General features: G+C 43.9%; 14 protein-coding genes and 2 pseudogenes. 3 read left to right on the forward strand and 13 right to left on the reverse strand.

Going from position 1 to position 17,370, the window contains the following annotated elements; translation table 11 throughout:
* Positions 1-47: 47 nt before the first annotated feature.
* From glrR to purL, 5 genes are all read right to left on the reverse strand, one after another.
* Positions 48-1,385, reverse strand: a complete 1,338-nt coding sequence (glrR, locus tag AAC855_RS01615) for a two-component system response regulator GlrR (protein WP_340607893.1) — start codon at positions 1,383-1,385, stop codon at positions 48-50.
* Positions 1,382-2,245 (reverse strand): two-component system QseEF-associated lipoprotein QseG, encoded by an 864-nt coding sequence (qseG, locus tag AAC855_RS01620; RefSeq protein WP_340607894.1) that lies wholly within the window; start codon positions 2,243-2,245, stop codon positions 1,382-1,384. The genes glrR and qseG overlap by 4 nt, the downstream gene beginning before the upstream one ends.
* A 32-nt stretch (positions 2,246-2,277) precedes the next feature.
* Positions 2,278-3,717 carry a sensor histidine kinase gene (locus AAC855_RS01625; protein ID WP_340607895.1) on the reverse strand — a complete coding sequence of 480 codons (1,440 nt, stop codon included), beginning with the start codon at positions 3,715-3,717 and terminating at the stop codon, positions 2,278-2,280.
* Between the two features lie 767 nt (positions 3,718-4,484).
* Complete coding sequence (locus tag AAC855_RS01630) at positions 4,485-4,889, reverse strand: RidA family protein (RefSeq protein WP_340607896.1); 405 nt, start codon at positions 4,887-4,889, stop codon at positions 4,485-4,487.
* A gap of 170 nt (positions 4,890-5,059) precedes the next feature.
* On the reverse strand, positions 5,060-8,947 hold the full coding sequence (gene purL / locus AAC855_RS01635; protein ID WP_340607916.1) for a phosphoribosylformylglycinamidine synthase: 3,888 nt from the start codon (positions 8,945-8,947) through the stop codon (positions 5,060-5,062).
* 265 nt (positions 8,948-9,212) lie between these two features.
* Between purL and mltF the strand changes: the two genes are divergently transcribed.
* Positions 9,213-10,691, forward strand: a complete 1,479-nt coding sequence (gene mltF / locus AAC855_RS01640) for a membrane-bound lytic murein transglycosylase MltF (protein WP_340607897.1) — start codon at positions 9,213-9,215, stop codon at positions 10,689-10,691.
* A gap of 7 nt (positions 10,692-10,698) precedes the next feature.
* Here mltF and tadA read toward each other — a convergent pair whose 3' ends face one another.
* The gene (tadA, locus tag AAC855_RS01645; protein ID WP_340607898.1) at positions 10,699-11,205 is read right to left on the reverse strand and encodes a tRNA adenosine(34) deaminase TadA; all 507 of its coding nucleotides are present in this window, start codon (positions 11,203-11,205) and stop codon (positions 10,699-10,701) included.
* A 59-nt stretch (positions 11,206-11,264) separates the two neighbouring features.
* Positions 11,265-11,909 (reverse strand): HD domain-containing protein, encoded by a 645-nt coding sequence (locus AAC855_RS01650; protein ID WP_340607899.1) that lies wholly within the window; start codon positions 11,907-11,909, stop codon positions 11,265-11,267.
* 203 nt (positions 11,910-12,112) lie between these two features.
* On the opposite strand from AAC855_RS01650, the gene fos reads away from it, so the two are divergent.
* Positions 12,113-12,511, forward strand: a complete 399-nt coding sequence (gene fos, locus AAC855_RS01655; protein ID WP_340607900.1) for a fosfomycin resistance glutathione transferase — start codon at positions 12,113-12,115, stop codon at positions 12,509-12,511.
* 3 nt (positions 12,512-12,514) lie between these two features.
* Here fos and AAC855_RS01660 read toward each other — a convergent pair whose 3' ends face one another.
* From AAC855_RS01660 to cspE, 3 genes are all read right to left on the reverse strand, one after another.
* Entirely contained in the window at positions 12,515-13,417 is a 903-nt protein-coding gene (locus AAC855_RS01660) for a DNA-3-methyladenine glycosylase family protein (RefSeq protein WP_340607901.1), read from the reverse strand.
* Positions 13,418-13,758: 341 nt separating this feature from the next.
* The gene (ymcF, locus tag AAC855_RS01665; protein ID WP_340607917.1) at positions 13,759-13,905 is read right to left on the reverse strand and encodes a cold shock small protein YmcF; all 147 of its coding nucleotides are present in this window, start codon (positions 13,903-13,905) and stop codon (positions 13,759-13,761) included.
* 6 nt (positions 13,906-13,911) lie between these two features.
* Positions 13,912-14,124: a transcription antiterminator/RNA stability regulator CspE gene (gene cspE, locus AAC855_RS01670; RefSeq protein ID WP_099110625.1), complete on the reverse strand. Its 213-nt coding sequence runs from the start codon at positions 14,122-14,124 to the stop codon at positions 13,912-13,914.
* A 1,170-nt stretch (positions 14,125-15,294) separates the two neighbouring features.
* On the opposite strand from cspE, the gene AAC855_RS01675 reads away from it, so the two are divergent.
* A complete protein-coding gene (locus AAC855_RS01675; RefSeq protein ID WP_422824335.1) occupies positions 15,295-15,939 on the forward strand; it encodes a tail fiber protein in 645 nt (214 codons plus the stop codon).
* Here AAC855_RS01675 and AAC855_RS01680 read toward each other — a convergent pair.
* The 3 genes and pseudogenes from AAC855_RS01680 to AAC855_RS01690 all read right to left on the reverse strand — a co-directional run.
* Complete coding sequence (locus AAC855_RS01680; RefSeq protein ID WP_206601817.1) at positions 15,917-16,084, reverse strand: hypothetical protein; 168 nt, start codon at positions 16,082-16,084, stop codon at positions 15,917-15,919. The genes AAC855_RS01675 and AAC855_RS01680 overlap by 23 nt on opposite strands.
* Positions 16,068-17,182, reverse strand: a pseudogene (locus AAC855_RS01685) (IS701 family transposase). Before AAC855_RS01685 ends, AAC855_RS01680 begins: the two are co-directional and overlap by 17 nt.
* 81 nt (positions 17,183-17,263) lie before the next feature.
* A pseudogene (locus tag AAC855_RS01690) lies at positions 17,264-17,370 on the reverse strand (IS5/IS1182 family transposase); the annotation flags it as partial.

A 17,370-nucleotide genomic window follows, 5' to 3' on the forward strand; every position in this document is an offset into this window, starting at 1 on the left:
GCTTTAAAAACGTTTCAATTATTTATGGAATTTAAATTACAGGAAGGTTATTCCTTAAAATCATTAGCATCCAGTTCATGGCGAGCCAATAATTTATAAAATTCTGTCCGGTTACGCCCTGCCACACGGGCTGCATGGGTCACATTACCTTTGGTCATTTGCAGCAATTTACGTAAATAATTCAGTTCAAACTGGCTACGCGCCTCCACAAATGTCGGTAATGCCGTGTTTTCACCTTCCAATGCCTGCATGACTAAGGCATCACTGATCACAGGAGCCGTCGTCAGCGCTACGCATTGTTCGATAACATTAACCAACTGACGAACATTCCCCGGCCAGCTTGCTGCCATCAGACATTTCATCGCATTGGTGGAGAAACTACGGACAAAAGGCTTATGACGTTTTGCCGATTCCCGCAACAAATGGTTTGCCAACAAAGGAATATCTTCTGCCCGTTCATTCAGGGTCGGGATTTTCAGGTTGACTACATTCAATCGATAATAAAGATCTTCCCGAAATTCGTTGCGCTGCATCGCCTTCGGCAAATCCCGGTGAGTTGCCGAAAGAATTCTGACATCAATATCTAAATCACGATTACTTCCCAGAGGACGGATCTTACGTTCCTGTAATACCCTCAATAGCTTAACCTGAAGCGCCAATGGCATATCGCCGATTTCATCAAGAAACAGCGTTCCTCCCTGAGCTGCCAGAAAAAGCCCTTCCCGACTACTGACAGCACCGGTAAATGCACCTTTCGCATGGCCGAACAATTCAGATTCCAATAGCTGCTCAGGTAAAGCGCCACAGTTAATTGCAATAAAGGGTTTCTTCGCCCGAGGACTCGCGCGATGGATAGCCTGAGCCAGCACTTCTTTACCTGTTCCACTTTGCCCGTTAATCAAAACACTGACATCAGACTGTGCCACCATTCTTGCCTGTTCCAGCAAACGTAGCATCAGAGGGCTACGAGTGACGATTTGCTCACTCCATTTGCCATCTATGGCAGGTGTTGATAATTCCAGAGCATCATCAATGGCTTTGTAAAGTGCATCACGATCAACAGGCTTAGTCAGAAAACTAAATACACCCTGCTGTGTTGCGGCAACCGCATCAGGAATAGAGCCATGAGCAGTGAGAATAATCACCGGCATACCCGGATGCTGTTTTTGAATTTCAGCAAATAAGGCCATGCCATCCATCTCATCCATGCGTAAGTCACTGATGACCAAATCTACTTTTTCTTTTAATAAGGTGCGTAATGCTTCATGCCCGCTTTCCACTGTCGTGACACGAAATCCCTCACTGATCAGACGCATTCCTAACAATTTCAGTAAGCTTGGATCATCATCAACCAGAAGGAGATGAGCAGGATTGCGTGCGGTCATTGTACTTCAGCTCCTTTTTCTTCTGAAAAATTATCTTCTGTTTTCGTTTCCGACTTTCTTTCCGGAAGTCGTTTCGAATGGCTTTCCGAGTGGGAACCATCGATTTTATTACCACTTTCATCAACAGAATGTTCTGTTTCAACTGACGCCGAAGAGCTATTCTGACTTTGCTTGCGGGATGAAAGCTGACGCTCAATGTCAGTCAGATTTTCTAACTTACGGGATATTGAAAGTAATTCATATTCCAGCCGGGTTCGCGCATCTTTCAGTCGATCAATTTTGGTCTCACTATCAGATTGTAATCGCTGATATTTTGACTTTTGCTCTACCAGACTAATTTTTAAGTATTGTTGGTCAAGCCATAATTGTAATAATGGCTGCAAAGAAGGCGGGAATTGTATGCTATATCGATTCAGATTTTCTATGATACTGCGCCGTTCAGCAACTGAAGGTGTCGAGTGGTTGATAAGAATACTCTGTTTGAAAACCTGTGGCCAATTATCTGCCATGAACTGTTTGACCCTATCACGGGCTTCCGTTGGAGAAAGCTTCTCCGTGCAGTCGATCAACCTTAGCCAGTAAAGACTATTTTCCATTGCGGTTGTTTTTGCGATATTCCATATCACATCACAGCCTTTGGAGTGATAATCGATGACACGCTGCTCCGGCATAATGGCTTCAGAAATTTCTGTCAACTCACCAGAAGCCGAATTTGAAACACACCCTGCCAGTAAATAAGGAACAAACAGTAACATCATAGTACGGAAACACCGGGACACCGCCCGTTCAGATAAATGTTGCATTACCGCTTTTTTTTTCACTGTCCGAGTCACAATATTCTGCTGCTCCGTCTTCATCATAAAGTGGTGAGTAAACCTGTTGTGCATATTATTTAGTCATTTTCTGCGGTTAACGGCAGTTCAATACGGAAACATACATCAGCAAAGCCGGATTCTATCAGATGAAGTTCTCCCCCCATCCGTTTAATACAATCCTGCGCAATACTCAAACCAAGACCACTTCCTTTGACCGCACCTTTGCGCTGAAGTTTTCCTTGATAAAATGGTTCGAAAATCATGCTCTTCTCTAACTCAGGGATAGGTGTTCCCGTATTAGCAATATCGATCTGGATATTTTTATCCACTTGCCGACCGGCAATCCAAATGTTACCGGATTCAGCGCCATAGTGCACTGCATTGGAGTAGAGATTATCAATAACTCTCATTAATAATTTAGGTTCAGCCCAACAATCATCAGTATCCAACTGAATTTCAGTATGAATATTTTTTGTCCGCGCAGGTAATTGATGTGACAGGACAACACTATCAATGATCTCTTTTAACGACACGACTTGTTGTTCCGTAGGCGCATCGACAATTTTACGATTATATTCGAGTAATTGTTCAATAAGTTGCTGTAAATGCTTACTGCTACTATCCAGAATAGTGACCACTTCTTTTTGATCTGTAGTTAATGGCCCGGCAATTTCATCCGCCAATAATTCCGTTCCTTCGCGCATACTGGCGAGAGGTGTTTTCAGTTCATGGGAGATATGGCGCAAAAACTCATGACGCTGCGATTCAAGCCAAGACAGGCGTTCGCTTAGCCAAATAATGCGCAGTGCCAGTGAACGTAACTCTCTGGGGCCTTTGAAGGATTCAATCTTGTTTTCCAGTGCCTGCCCTGCACCTAACCGATTAATCATGCGTTCAATACCTTTGACTGGCCCAATAATCATTCGTGTAAACAGGGCAATCAAAAACGCGCTTAATAAAAATAAAATTAAACTTTGCCAGCCAAAAAATCGCCCCTTATCCGCAATTTCTTCTTGTAATTGCTCACCACGGATAAAAATAATATTGCGAGTTTCCTGTACTAACTGATTATTGGCGTTTGAGAATTGTTCAAGTAATTTAGCTGCGGCAGCCTCTGGCACACTGTTGCGACAAGTGATGTTAGTCAGCCCTGACAGGATCTGGTTAAATTTATCCTTATACTCTTTATTAGCCAGCATCGCCATCTGATTGTTCAGCATACTTGTGTACTGCTGATATTGGCGTTGATAGAGTTTTTCCAGCCGGGCATCCCCCAAAACACAATACTGGCGATAACTGCGTTCCATCTCGAGAGCGACACCAATCATAGCTTCACTGCGCCGGGCATCAGATAGAGTTGTGCGGTTAATTTCTGCCGCCTGAGTACTAAGTTGGTCTAGGCTTTGATATGCCTGATATGCCAGAACTAATAGCGGTAATAACACCAACCAGAAAGCCATTACCACTAATTGACGCAATGATCGGGGAAATAAACGCCTTTTTTTCAGAGAAATCATCTTAAAACCTGCAATTACGTTGATGCTAACCGATATAAGGTGGTAGAAAGCCTGCCAGATGATGAATTTTATCGTCGTTTTTCAGAAAAAATAGTTTTAGAAAAAAATAGTCTCAATAATGGGTTATAACAAATGGGCTGGCAAGAACAAGAATAATGCAGGCGGAGATATCAACACGATGGGCAAAATGAATCTGCAATAATGACGGCGGGATAGTATTTTTTCTACTATCCCGCCAGCGAGGAACCTATAAGAATATAGGTGGTGCCTCACTCCACGTGTCGCCCCTTGCTTGATAAGGCCCGAAAGCGAATATCATAAATTGGACGGTAGGCACCTTAACTTTGGCGTCATTCCGGGCTTATGTGGCATGTTTCCACCCTATACTGTGGGCCGACATAAAAAATTGAATGAGCAACTGCCTACCTTGAATGCACATTGTGTGCCAACTTTTAAAGTTATTTATTAATCATTTGATTTTATTAAATAAAAATAAAAAATACTTTAATGTTTATACTTTGTTATATGTGCTTTTGATGCAGAGCATGTATTTTTGTCGCTAATTTATGACACTTAATGATTTAAATTTATTTATTCAATTAAATCATAATATTAAGTGTCTCCATTTTGAGACAATAAAAATGACCATTGTCGCTCTTTAGAGACACCATTTTAAAACGATTAATTTAATTAACTCATAAAACAACGTAAGTTAACCAAATAAAAACATTTACACAACACTTCGTGTGTTATGGAAAATCTTTGCATTAATCTAAAATGGCTTCAGCTTCAATTTCTATTAGCCATTCAGGTAAAGATAACCCCGTCACAATGACCCAAGAAGAAGCGGGAGGCTCTGAAGGGAAATACTGCTGTAATAAAGATGATATGACCAACTGGTTTTCATGCGATTCAGATCCCTGCTTGATGTAGATACGCAGCATTGTAATATCGCGTAATTCGCCACCAGCCTCTCGGATCACTGAATGCAGATTTTCTAACGCAAGTTTAGTTTGAGCAGGTAATCCTCCCGAAATGGTTTCCTCATCTTTATTAACCCCGACCTGACCAGACAAAAACAGATGTCGGGTTCCTGTTTTAATGACTGCCTGACTGAAACCATATTGAACAGAATTAAATACAGTGTCAGGATTTATCGTTTTTTTAGTCATAGAGATATGCCTTGACAGTTAGAGTAAGAAATCGCAAATAAAACGATAAATCAAAAAGATAAAAACCACATGTAGAAAAAACATTATCTGTGATAACGGAGTGAAAAATAAAGGCTCTGATACATATTCAGAGCCTTATAATTAAAAGTGAAAATTAGATAATTGAACTATTAGCCTAACTGCTTGCGGGCATTACGGAAGATACGCATCCATGGGCCATCTTCTCCCCACTCTTCGGGGTGCCAGGAGTTACTGACTGTACGGAATACCCTCTCAGGGTGCGGCATCATTGCTGTAACTCGGCCATCACGGCTGGTGACAGAGGTAATCCCACCAACAGAACCATTAGGGTTAGCTGGGTAATTTTCTGTCGGCTGGCCATAGTTATCTACAAATCGCAGGGCAATTTGCTGGTGTTTTTCCAATTCAGCCAGACTTTGGCTATTTCTGAATTCCACCTGACCTTCACCGTGAGCCACAGCAATTGGCAGGCGAGAACCCGCCATTCCTTGTAGGAACAAGGATGGACTTTCTGTCACTTCAACCAGACTAAAACGGGCTTCATAACGTTCGGAGTAATTGCGGACAAAACGAGGCCAATATTCTGTACCTGGGATCAATTCATGTAGATTCGAGATCATCTGGCAGCCATTACATACCCCAAGAGATAGGGTATCCGGGCGGGAAAAGAAGTTGGCAAAATCATCACGTACCCGTGAATTAAACAGAATGGATTTAGCCCAGCCTTCACCAGCACCAAGAACATCACCATATGAGAAGCCACCGCAGGCAACCAACGTCTGGAACTGTTCCAAAGTCACTCGCCCGCTCAGCAAATCGCTCATATGGACATCCACAGCTTCAAAACCAGCGCGATGGAATGCTGCTGCCATTTCGACGTGAGAATTCACTCCCTGTTCACGCAACACAGCTACACGTGGGCGTATCTGTTTTGATATGTAACAGGCGGCAATGTCTTCTGCCGGATCAAAGGTTAATTTCACATTCAGGCCCGGATCACTCAAATCCTGTTTTGATTGATGTTCCTGATCAGCACATTCGGGGTTATCACGAAGGCGCTGCATCTGCCAGGTTGTTTCTGCCCACCATAAACGCAAAGTGCTCCGGTTCTGGCGATAAACTTCCATATTATGACTGGAGATGACAAAATCATCTCCCGCTTTGGCTTTACCTAAATAGTGTACGCAATCGCTTAGCCCATAATCAGCCAATAGATTTTCAACTTGTTCCCTGTCAGTTTCACGAACCTGAATCACCGCCCCCAGTTCTTCGCTGAATAAAGCAGCCAGAATATCTTCATCAAAAGCACTGATATTGGCATATAATCCGCAATGACCGGCAAATGCCATTTCTGCCAATGTTACCAACAGACCACCGTCAGAGCGATCGTGATAAGCCAGCAATTTACGTTCCGAAATCAGTTGCTGAATAGCGTTAAAGAAGCCGGCAAGTTGTTCAGTACTGCGAATATCCGCAGTCTTATCGCCAAGTTGACGATAGACCTGAGCCAATGCCGTTCCCCCCAATGCATTTTGTCCCAATCCCAGATCGATCAGAATCAAGGCGTTATCATCATCGGTTGATAATGCGGGCGTAACGGTATAACGCACGTCTTCTACCCGTGCAAATGCAGTAATGACTAGTGAGAGTGGAGATGTCATCTCACGCTCTTCACCCTCTTGTGTCCAACGGGTTTTCATCGACATAGAATCTTTGCCGACAGGGATAGTCAGGCCCAATGCCGGGCATAATTCTTCACCAACTGCTTTCACTGCTTCATATAATCCGGCATCTTCCCCTGCGTGACCTGAGGCTGACATCCAGTTAGCGGACAGTTTCACTCGCTTCAAGTCCTGTACATAAGCTGAGGCGATATTTGTCAGTGCTTCTCCGACAGCCATACGGGCCGAAGCGGAAAAATCCAGCAGAGCAACTGGGGCACGCTCTCCCATCGACATGGCTTCACCATAATAGCTATCCAGACTCGCTGTCGTCACCGCGCAGTCCGCAACCGGGATCTGCCAAGGGCCGACCATCTGATCTCTCGCTACCATACCGGTTATTGAGCGGTCACCAATGGTGATCAGAAAAGTTTTCTCTGCTACTGCGGGTAAATGCAGAACACGTTTAACTGCCTCTGCCAAATCAATACCCTGACGCTCAAGCCCTTTTCCTTTTGCTTTCAGTGAATTCACATTCTTCAGCATCTTTGGTGTCTTACCGAGAAGCACATCCAATGGCATATCAATTGGATGATTATCGAAATGGCTGTCATTCAACAACAGATGACGCTCTTCTGTCGCCTCACCAATCACAGCATACGGCGCACGTTCCCGCTGGCAAATATCTTCGAACAGAGCAAGCTGCTCCGGTGCCACAGCTAATACATAACGTTCCTGAGACTCATTGCACCATACCTGTAATGGACTCATCCCCGGTTCATCATTGAGGATATTACGCAGTTCAAAATGGCCTCCTCGCCCGCCGTCACTGACTAATTCTGGCATCGCATTTGACAGCCCGCCGGCACCAACATCGTGGATGAACAAAATCGGGTTATCACTGCCAAGCTGCCAGCAGCGATCAATCACTTCCTGACAACGGCGCTCCATTTCTGCGTTATCACGCTGCACGGAGGCAAAATCCAGTTCTGCATCAGACTGACCGGATGTCATTGAAGAAGCCGCTCCACCACCAAGGCCGATATTCATGCTTGGGCCACCCAGCACAATCAGTTTGGCACCAACAGTGATCTCCCCTTTCTGGATGTGCTCTTCACGAATATTACCGATACCCCCGGCCAGCATGATCGGTTTATGATAGCCACGTAATTCAGTGCCGTTATGAGATGTCACTTCTTCTTCATACGTTCTGAAATACCCTAATAACGCCGGACGACCGAATTCATTATTGAATGCAGCGCCTCCCAAGGGGCCTTCCAGCATAATATTCAGCGCACTGACAATTCGCTCAGGCTTACCGAATTCTTCTTCCCACGGTTGTTCAAACCCGGGAATTTTCAGGTTAGAGACAGAGAAACCAACTAATCCGGCTTTGGGTTTGGCTCCCCGGCCTGTAGCACCTTCATCACGGATTTCGCCGCCTGAACCTGTTGCCGCTCCCGGCCACGGAGAAATAGCGGTTGGATGATTATGTGTTTCAACTTTCATCAATATATGGGCGGGTTCCTGATGATAATCATACACGCCATTTTCAGGATGAGGGAAAAAACGCCCTGCCTGAGAACCTTCCATCACAGCAGCGTTGTCTTTATAAGCAGAAAAAACATGGTCCGGCGTCTGTTCAAACGTATTTTTAATCATCTTAAACAGAGATTTTTCCTGTTCCTGACCATCAATCACCCAATCCGCATTGAAAATTTTATGGCGGCAATGTTCAGAATTTGCCTGTGCGAACATGTAGAGCTCAACATCAGTCGGGTTACGCTCTAATTTCTGGAAAGCACGAAGCAGATAATCAATTTCATCCGCCGCCAATGCCAGACCCAATTCAGTATTGGCAGCCTCCAATGCTGCACGTCCTGATTGCAGAATATCAACCAGCTTCAATGGTGCAGGCTGTTGGTGAGAAAACAACACTTCCGCCTGTTCAAACTGAGTAAACACGCGTTCCATCATACGATCGTGCAGTAACGTCGACAGCGCCTGCCACTGCATATCATTCATTTCATCGCATTGAATATAATAGGCAATCCCTCTTTCCAGACGGGCAATTTGTTTCAGCCCACAGTTATGAACTATCTCTGTCGCTTTTGAAGACCACGGTGATATCGTACCTGGCCGGGGAGTGACTAAAAATAGTTGACCTTTGGGTTCATGTTCAGCTAAAGAAGGACCATATTTTAATAGCCTGTTTAATTTTTCCTGTTCTTCTGCCGTAAGAGGCGAATTTATTTCCGCGAAATGGACATACTCCGCATAAATTTCTGTCACGGGAAGCTGTTGAGCCTGGCACTGGGAATGGAGCTTAGTAATACGAAACGCTGATAAAGCGGGCGAGCCACGCAGAATTTCCATAGTAATAGGTTCTCTCATCTTAGAAGCAAAGCCTGACTGATGCCTTAGGGGAAACTCCGACATTATAGAGGAATGTTTTCCTCGACGAAACCGTTTGCGTGAGCGTTAATTCATCTATCAACACATATACTGGACTTTTAAAACGGCTCCAATAAAGTTGAAGACTTCAATTTTGTTGTGCAAAATTCCTAAGTACTGGAAATTTAACCATGCTATTATCTGACATTTCATACTGAGCCTAACCGTACTGACGAGAGATAACTATTTGAGCAATATCAAGATAAATTATTTTGTCATCGTCATTATCGCACTCCTCTCTGCCACAATTATTGGTCTCAACATCAGTTGGCCTAATAAACAGCAGGAGCAGATAAACAGGATCTTGGCGCGGGGCGAACTTAGGGTAAGTACCATCAGTTCCCCTCTGATTTCACTTAATGATAAAAATGAACCGGTAGGATTTGATTATGATTTAGCCAAACGATTTGCAGATTATCTGGGTGTCAAGCTAAGCATCAAGTTTCGTTCTAACATTAACCAGCTTTTTGACGACTTAGATAATGACAACGCTGATTTTTTAGCCGCAGGTCTTATCTACAATAAAGAAAGACTTAATCAGACGCGAACTGGCCCGGCCTATTACTCTGTATCTCAACAGTTGGTTTATCGTAAAGGTACGGTACGTCCGCGCTCATTTACAGATCTGGCTGGCTCACTGGTTGTGAGCGCAGGCTCAGCCCATGTCAGTGAGCTGAAACAATTAAAAGAAAAATCTTATCCCGACTTAAGCTGGGAAGAATCATCGCACAGTAATACTCAAGAGCTACTTGAGCAGGTTTCTGAGGGGAGAATTGATTATACCATCAGTGATTCTATCAGCCTTGCCCTGCAACAGCGGATCCACCCTAATCTGGCGATCGCTTTCGATGTCAGTGAAGACAAGCCGTTGACGTGGTATTTAAAACGTAATGATGACTATAGCCTCTATTCAGCCATGCTCGATTTTTTCAACATGCTGACCGAAAACGGTATAACCTCACGGTTGGAAGATAAATACTTCAGCCATATTGGTTCATTCGATTACTTCGATACTATTTCATATATTCGTGCAATCAACAAACTACTGCCAACATATCAGCCTATTTTTGAAAAATACGCAGGTTCTCTGGACTGGCGGTTAGTTGCAGCTATCGCATGGCAGGAATCACACTGGGATCCACTGGCAACCTCACCTACAGGTGTTCGCGGCATGATGATGCTGACCCGTCCGACAGCAGAGTGGGCAGGAATCAAAGACCGCCTTGACCCGGAAGAAAGTGTAAAAGGAGGAATGGAATATTTGCATTACCTGATGGCACGTTTGCCGGATACCATTCCCGAAGATGAGAGAATTTGGTTCGCATTAGCAGCTTATAATATGGGATATGGTCATATTCTTGACGCTCGCAAATTAACAGCCACGCAAAAAGGAGATCCGAACAGCTGGATGGATGTTAAATTGCGAATTCCACTGCTAAGTAAGAAACAATACTATGCCAATACCACATATGGCTATGCACGTGGCTATGAAGCCTATCGCTACGTCGGAAATATTCGTCGTTATTACCAAAGTCTGGAAGGATATCTGAGAGCCAGAAACAACCGTGACAAGACAGAAACTCCTGACACGCAGAATGAGCCGGCAACTGCCAGCAGTGCTCATACTCCAGCAGAAGTTCCCACGTCCTCTCAGGTGATACAATAAACGTTTATCACCCTTCTAGCTGTTGTTTTTTCAGCCGTTTTAATTCCTTATGCTGCTCCCTACGTTGTTTGAAAAATGCACTCAACATAGCGGAGCACTCCTGCGCCAGTACACCGCCAGTAATTTCGATCCGGTGGTTCATTCCGGGATGACGCAGAATATCAATTAAAGATCCGGCTGCCCCCGTTTTCATATCACTTGCACCGTAAACCAACCGCTGTATACGGCTGTGGATCATCGCTCCCGCGCACATGACACATGGCTCTAGAGTGACATACAGTGTTGTCTCCAGCAGGCGATAATTTTGTAATTGAGTGCCTCCTCGCCGTAATGCAATAATTTCTGCATGGGCGGTTGGATCATGATCTGTTATGGGGTGGTTATAACCTTCAGCAATAATTTTATTATCTGCGACCAGCAGTGCTCCTACAGGGATCTCCCCTTTTGCCTGTGCCTGCATTGCCAAATCCATGGCCTGACGCATCCAGTATTCATCACTATATATTTCTGTCACTACATATTCTCTTGCTGGTTATATCCTGTTAATTATACATTTATGTCATTAACACGGATTTATTCAGCCTGAATTTCATCAAAGAACTCATTCAGGAATTGTTCCATGCGCTGCGTTCTTTCCCGGGCCATCTGTTTACCCGTTTCCGTTTGAAAACCCGCTTCTATTTTGAATAGCTTGGTATAGAAATGATCAACTGCATAAGCGCGATCATCATATTCACGCTGCTTTGCCAAAGGATCATTAGCATTATATAAACCTGAACGCATACGCCCTGCTGTATAAAAACAACGGGCAACCCCCATCATGCCTATGGAATCGAGGCGATCAGCATCCTGTACAATTTGAGCTTCCAGTGTCTCCGGCGTCAATCCGGCAGAGAAACTATGCGTCTCAATCGCATGGCTGACCGCAGCAATATCTTCTTCGCTCCAGCCAAGATCTTTTAATATCAGTGTGGCTTTTTCCGCCGCCATACGGGAGGCTAAATGCCGGTTCGGGTCATTTTTCTCAACATTAACGCAATCATGTAATAAAACGGCTGCAAAAACTAACCTCAAATTACCACATTCAGCTTCACAGATTCTCTGGGCATTTCTCCAAACCCGGTACAAATGAGCAACATCATGAGCGCCATCATCACCCTCTATTGCCACAGGTAAAATTTGCTGAGCTAAATCATCAAACGGTGAAAAAGATAACATTGCCAAAACCTCTTAATGGGGAAAAAGGATATCTTAACAAAAGCATTCGGAACATTTTATTAGATTTCAAAAGGAGGATATCGAAGAAAACTTGCCAGATATAATACCCTTTCCTAACATAGCGATGTAGTTGTATTATTGCATAATAATATTTAATTATTTGTTTTAAATCGATTATTTCAAGATAAAAATAGGCAACCTCTATGCTGACAGGGCTAAACCATCTGACACTGGCAGTCTCCAATCTCGAGCGTAGTCTTGATTTTTACATTCATCTGCTTGGATTCACCCCGCATGTCCGCTGGCAAAATGGGGCTTATTTAACTTTGGGAAAACTGTGGCTCTGCCTTTCCTGTGACGAAGCAAAACCAGCACAAGATTATACGCATATCGCCTTTAATATCGAAGCTCAGCATTTTTCTGCTTTCATAGAAAAATTGCTCAGTGCTGGAGTGGAACAATGGAAAGAGAACCGGAGTGAGGGAGATTCAATCTACCTGCTGGATCCAGACGGCCATCAGCTTGAGATCCATGCGGGCTCACTGACAAGCCGCCTTGATGCGCTACGCATAAAGCCTTATGAAGGACTAGAGTGGTATTGAAACTTAATATCCACTGCTTGATTGTTGTCTCCATAAATGAGCAGCAACAAGAGCCTTCCAGGGAGAAAAATCTGCTAGCCATTTCTCTGTTTGCCCAGCATCTACCTTGTTTTCCTGTTTCAGCAAGTACTGGAGATTACGCCTCACAGCAACATCGCCATGCAAAGATCCGTTCAGATAATTCAATCCCCTTAATAGGGTGTAATTAACTGTCCAGATGCCGATTCCCTTAATCGCCAAAAGATTTTTGGTAAGCCGGCTGATTTCTGCTTCATCATTTTCAATGGACAAATTTAGTTCACCAGAATCAATTAGCTGGCAGACACTCAATAGCGCCTTCGCTTTACCCATAGAAAAACCACACTGATACAAATCCTGCTCTGTACACTGCATGACTTCTTTATGCGTCGGATGGCACATTAACCCTGAAGTATGTTTAATTCCGACAGATTGAATAAATCGTCGGCGAATGGAAACGGCTGCACTTACACTTATCTGCTGGCCGATGATCGCCCAGCTCAACGCTTCAAAAGGTGATGCTGATTGATAAATACGCAAACCCGCCTGTCGTGTAATAAGTTCTCCAATCACTGGATTTTTCTGATATTGCCCTTCAAATATTTCAACAGGCTGTAATAATCCAAGCATGTGCGTAGCTAAAACAGACAAAGCGTCTTTGGAGTAAGACGTGCTTTCACCATCAATATCAAGCTGTACCTGAGCCCGGTTTTTCTCCATTGAAATGGTCAGTAATGCCGGATCCCCGTGCCAGATAATGCCTTTTTTAACCTGATCCTGCTGCACAATTTCAGAAACACACTTTTCATCACGCTGATGAAATGCCAAAAAATCTAGCGCGAGATAATTATCTGGTAAGATAATTTCTGAAAAAAAGCTTGGTTTCATTACAAAAACTCCATCATAAATTTTCATAATAGATCGGAATGGCACTACTGATGACCAAACACTATATCTATTCTGATATGTGTGAATTTATCAAGTCCGCAAATAATCAAGGATAAATAAGTTTTAGTAAAGATTCTGAAGGATTTCTTAGAGGCAATTAAGATTATGAAATGCCCATTACTTATATTTTACGGGGCATGAGAGTTGGCTATTGATATTATCAATTCCTGATAACTCAGTGAATTTGCTAAATAAATGAGTAAAAGCAAAAACCGTGGAGCGCATCAACGCTACACGGTTTTAAGTGAAAAACAGCTATTCATTAAACCCTTTTATGGGATTTAATTATCTGGATGTATACCTACTTGTATAGGTAGCATAACTGTTTTACAAAAAATACATTTTGCTCCGTATGGATTACTCTCTGATACATCAAAGAAGTGTCTCCGATACTGTGAGCCTTTGCAGCATGGACATCTGAAATAGATGTTGCCTTAGAGGATCACTACATTTGCAGCTGCTGGGCCTTTCATACCATTTTCAATGGTAAAGGAAACTTCTTGCCCTTCATCTAAGCTTTTAAAGCTATTACTTTGGATTGCAGAATAGTGAACAAACACATCTTTGCTGCCATCTTTTGGAGAGATAAAACCGAAGCCTTTATCGTTGTTAAACCATTTTACTGTGCCAGTCATTGTATTAGACATACGAATTCCTTTGAATTGTTTTATTAATTGCCATGAGGCAAAAGAAAGTTTTTGATTTGATTTATACGTACTTATGGGAACTAAATTAGAAGGAATTCGCTATGAAGGGATATCAAAGATAACGCTCACTGCTGAACTGCTTTAAACTTGCTTTTCATAAATAGGTTTGTACTTCCAAACCAGTGGCGATATTATATCCACATCGTCACTGTGATAGCAAACTTTATTTTCTGTCTCACCTTAGTTTACAATGATAATTTACGTAATATATTGAAATGTCACTACTAATTACCAAACGCTGCATCAATTGTGATATGTGTGAACTTAACGAATAAATCATTATAAATCAATTTATTAACTTTATGTGTTATTTTTTGCGTTGCTAAACACAAGCCTATTAAATCACCACCACACAACCTAGCAACACAAAATAATTACTATAACAACGTAGAAAATTAGGCGTATCAGGTAGCTAAATGGGCTTTCAAATCCCATCCTCTGCTCCTCCCCCCCTCACTTAAACCTCACTTAAAACAGAAACGAAATCCAGAAACGGGGTTGTCGACCAGCAACTATAATAAAATCAATACGTTTTATCCTTTTGTCCAGCACGTAGGATTTCCGTAATAGTTGGGCCAAAGTGACGGCCTCGGACAAATCAAGGAGTTACGTAGGTGTCCGAAAATTTTCGTATACCCATCCGGAGTAACAAGAGGAGCCTCCAAAACCGGTGACTCCTAAATTTCATGCGGAAAAGTTAAAAGTGAGATTTCTCACCTTTATGTAACTTATTGATTTTGCTTAATTCCGGCACAGAAACGGAATTCAATTAAATCAATGGGTTAAAAGGGGATAATTGTCCCATTTAGATAAGTGATTGATTTTGCTTATTTCCTGCATGGTGACAGAAATCAAATAAATCAATAGGTTACAACATCGGGAAATTTCTCTTTTCGTATATTAAGTCTTATCAGACACCTGATAAATTCTATTAATTCCCCGCCTGTCATTTTATGTCATCCTACCAACAAACATTACCTATCAATTTTTAGTCAAGCCCTATTCTCCAGTATTGATGAACCCTTTTATTGATGTTCACCGGCGGAGAAGTCTCCCACCGCCTTCATGTTATTTAGCAATGTGTATTGTTGATTAGATGAGGGAATGAATATGAGTACTAAAAAAAGTAATAGCTCCGTTGACGTTCCAACAATGGACGATGTCAGGAAAGCAATCAAAGAAGCCATTGCAGAACACGCGGCAAGCCGTAATCACCCAGATGCCACGTTGCAAGATAAAGGTTTTGTTGTCCTGAGTAATGATGTGAGTGATAGCGAGACTATGGCTGCAACACCAAAAGCGGTGAAAGCCACTTACGATCTAGCAAACGATGCAATTAATAATGCTAATTTAGCTTTGCCTGTTGGCGTTCCCGTTCCTTGGCCGACAGAAACACCACCTGAAGGCTGGCTTATCTGCAACGGTAATTTATTCGATAAAATAAGATACCCGAAACTTGCTCTTGCGTATCCATCTGGCTTATTGCCTAATTTGCGTGGTGAATTTATTCGGGGATGGGATGGTGAGCGTGGAATAGATAATGGACGCCAGATTTTATCGGAACAGGCGGATGCGTTACAAAATATTACAGGATCACTCGGAATGGTAAAAGGAATTGAGGCTCCGCGCGCGAATGGAGCTTTTCAGATGGAATTTGAGACAATTGACTGGGCCTCGCATACCGTAGGACCACGCTCCACAAACGGCGACTGGAGTTTTGATGCATCTAGTACTACAGTCGTAACTGTTCCGTGACCAAATGTCCTTCTCGGCGGCGGTAATGAAATTGTTGCGCACGGTATTGATGTCGTCGTCGCCAGTTTGACCAATAGAGGATCTGTTCTACGGTTTCCCCGGCCTTGACCATCAGTTTTGACAGCAGCTTACGCAGTTCCGACACACTCAGGGCTATCAGTCCCTGCGGTGTTTTTTTTCTCCTGTATCCGCAAGACCGCCAGTACTGCATGGGCCAGTAGAGACAGCGTAATATGCCGATACCAGCTGTGCCACTGCCGCACTTCGTCATGATCCAGCCCACATTCCCCTTTAGTTTCTTCGAAGCCACTTTCAATTTCCCAGCGGCGTCCCGCTACCTGAACCAGCGTTTTCAGATCAGCCTCTTCTTTGTGCGCATACACCACATAATACGCGTGTTCTTGTTTATCATCCCGGCTACGCCGGACCAGCAGATAATGACCATAACGCCGTTCTTCTTTACTTATTTGCAAACGCCAGAGCGGGATCTGTGCCCAGTCATACCAACGCGCTCCTTTTGTTCCTAACCCCGCGGACTGGGTTTCCCAATCCACCAAAGCCATTCATTCTTGGGGATCGCTAAGACAAACGGTTGATGCCGGGACTCCAGCCAGCATCGCAGGCGGCGGTCATGCCCATACACGGCATCGGCAGTCACCCAGCGACAGGGCACGCCAGCATCCAATGCCCGCGCCAGCATGTGTCGGGCAAGTTGGGGTTTAGTGGCAAAGCGCACGGCGTCAGGGATGCCCGCAGCCGTACAGCGGGGCCGGTCCTCAGTCCACTGTTCGGGCAGGTATAAGGCCCTATCAAGAAAGGCATGACCGCCTTTACCGGCGTAACACAGGAAAACACCTATCTGACTGTTTTCAATGCGTCCAGCGGTGCCGCTGTATTGACGCTGTACCCCGGCAGAGTGGGTTCCTTTTTTAATAAAACCGGTTTCATCAATAATGAGGATGCCTTGCTCATCGCCGAGATGGTCAGTCACATAGTCGCGTAAGATATCGCGGGCCGCCTCCGCATCCCAATGGGCGCGTTCCAGAAAATATTGAATGCCATCGGGCGAGTGTTCGCCCAGCCATTCGGCCAATTGCCAGCCATTTTTGCGCTCTACATCACTGAGCAGTCCGCGAAGATAATCCAGACAACGGTGTTGAGAGCCGACAGAGTGAAACAGCGGAGCCAGACGGGAATGCACGCCCCGTAGCTCCTGTTTCCAGAGGTTGACAGGTGAGGTCATAGGACACCTCCCTTGGTGTTAGGAAGATAGAGAGTCATCATGACACAATATGGATCACGGCTGTAGTACTAGGTAGTGTCGTCATGAAATATTTAACCAAAGAACAAGACAACGGATTTGCACTGCGGCAAGAAAGGACGCACTATTTTTTGCATAACGAGTGGCTATACCACGCCAGCGTTTAAGGT

This window comes from Xenorhabdus bharatensis (assembly GCF_037996705.1).
GTDB classification, from domain to species: domain Bacteria; phylum Pseudomonadota; class Gammaproteobacteria; order Enterobacterales; family Enterobacteriaceae; genus Xenorhabdus; species Xenorhabdus bharatensis.

Excerpts from the sequence above, each read along its gene's own strand:
- AAC855_RS01630 (WP_340607896.1), bottom strand. The coding sequence starts at position 4,889 with ATGACTAAAAAAACGATAAATCCTGACACTGTATTTAATTCTGTTCAA.
- fos (WP_340607900.1), top strand. The coding sequence starts at position 12,113 with ATGCTGACAGGGCTAAACCATCTGACACTGGCAGTCTCCAATCTCGAG.
- purL (WP_340607916.1), bottom strand. The coding sequence starts at position 8,947 with ATGGAAATTCTGCGTGGCTCGCCCGCTTTATCAGCGTTTCGTATTACT.
- AAC855_RS01675 (WP_422824335.1), top strand. The coding sequence starts at position 15,295 with ATGAGTACTAAAAAAAGTAATAGCTCCGTTGACGTTCCAACAATGGAC.
- glrR (WP_340607893.1), bottom strand. The coding sequence starts at position 1,385 with ATGACCGCACGCAATCCTGCTCATCTCCTTCTGGTTGATGATGATCCA.
- cspE (WP_099110625.1), bottom strand. The coding sequence starts at position 14,124 with ATGTCTAATACAATGACTGGCACAGTAAAATGGTTTAACAACGATAAA.
- AAC855_RS01625 (WP_340607895.1), bottom strand. The coding sequence starts at position 3,717 with ATGATTTCTCTGAAAAAAAGGCGTTTATTTCCCCGATCATTGCGTCAA.
- qseG (WP_340607894.1), bottom strand. The coding sequence starts at position 2,245 with ATGATGAAGACGGAGCAGCAGAATATTGTGACTCGGACAGTGAAAAAA.
- AAC855_RS01650 (WP_340607899.1), bottom strand. The coding sequence starts at position 11,909 with ATGTTATCTTTTTCACCGTTTGATGATTTAGCTCAGCAAATTTTACCT.
- AAC855_RS01660 (WP_340607901.1), bottom strand. The coding sequence starts at position 13,417 with ATGAAACCAAGCTTTTTTTCAGAAATTATCTTACCAGATAATTATCTC.